General features: G+C 63.1%; 1 protein-coding gene. It reads right to left on the minus strand.

The window, feature by feature from the left end; genetic code table 11:
- Positions 1–171: 171 nt before the first annotated feature.
- Positions 172–1,088 (minus strand): ATP-binding protein (locus IQ35_RS20990; RefSeq protein WP_422396781.1); only part of this gene is annotated, 917 nt, incomplete at its 5' end.

Consider the following 1,088-nt stretch of genomic DNA (forward strand, 5'->3'; position numbering starts at 1 on the left):
ATATCAATGGGTTACAATTTTCTCGCGGCTTTTATCGCTATGTTTCAATAGCTTGCTTAGCGGCACTTTTTGCACCGCCGTCACGAGAACCCCATCACCTGGACGTCCGCACGGCGGAACCAAGGATCGGTCCCGAAGATGATCATGGCGCTGTCCTCTAGCCGCATCGCGTCAAGCGAGCTCGCACTTCGAGTGGAGGTCGTCACCGACAACGGACTTGGCAATCTCGACAAGGTGGGGATGGTGCGTGAAGAACAGGACCTGCGTGGAACAGGCCACCTCGGCGAGCACCCTGAACCCCGCTTCGGCGCGCTCGTCGTCGAAGTTCACGAACAAGTCATCGGCGAGAAACGGCAGGTTGACCCCAGCCTTCACCGATTGCTCCAGCGCCGCCAGCCTAAGGGCGAGGAAGAGCTGGTCGGTGGTGCCCTCGCTCATGGCGCCCACCTCCACCATTGTGCGTCGATCGTCCCTCAGGCCCAGCAGCCGCGGGACGCTTCCGTCGGCGTCCACTCGTAGCGCGGCATAGCGGCCGGCGGTCAGAATCGAGAACAAATCGCCGGCGCGCAACAGCAACGGATCTTGATGTCTTTCGCGGTATTTCTCGATCGCCCACTTCAACGTCAGCGCCTGAGCACGCTTCAGGATGTACTGTTCGGCAAGGACTTCAAGCTCGGCCTTCGCGCCCGCGTCGAGGGCGGTGAAAGCAGATCTGGCGTGGCCATGCGCCGTAGCCGCTGCGGCCACCTCGTCGTTCAATTCCCCCAACCGTGCATCCAGCGACGAGACGTGGCTCGCGATTTGGTCAGGATTAGAAGCGGCGACTGCGGCGACGAGTTCGTCCAGCGTGAAGCCGTCCCCTTCCTCGACGATCCTGCGTTCTATGGCGGCCCGCTCCACCGTCAGCCGGCGCTTCGCGCGCGACCGTTCGATCGCTTCCGATAATTCCGCGCGATCCGTCGATTTGGTTTCAGCGAGCGCGGGGGCCAGCGCCGCGTCGGCCGTGGCGAGCTTCGCCGAAGCCTCCTCGAACTGATCCGCGCGGCGGCGCGCTTCCTCATCCAGCGAATCGATCAGCGTGGCGGCCG

Source organism: Sphingobium wenxiniae, assembly GCF_007830065.1.
Classification (GTDB): Bacteria; Pseudomonadota; Alphaproteobacteria; order Sphingomonadales; family Sphingomonadaceae; genus Sphingobium; species Sphingobium wenxiniae.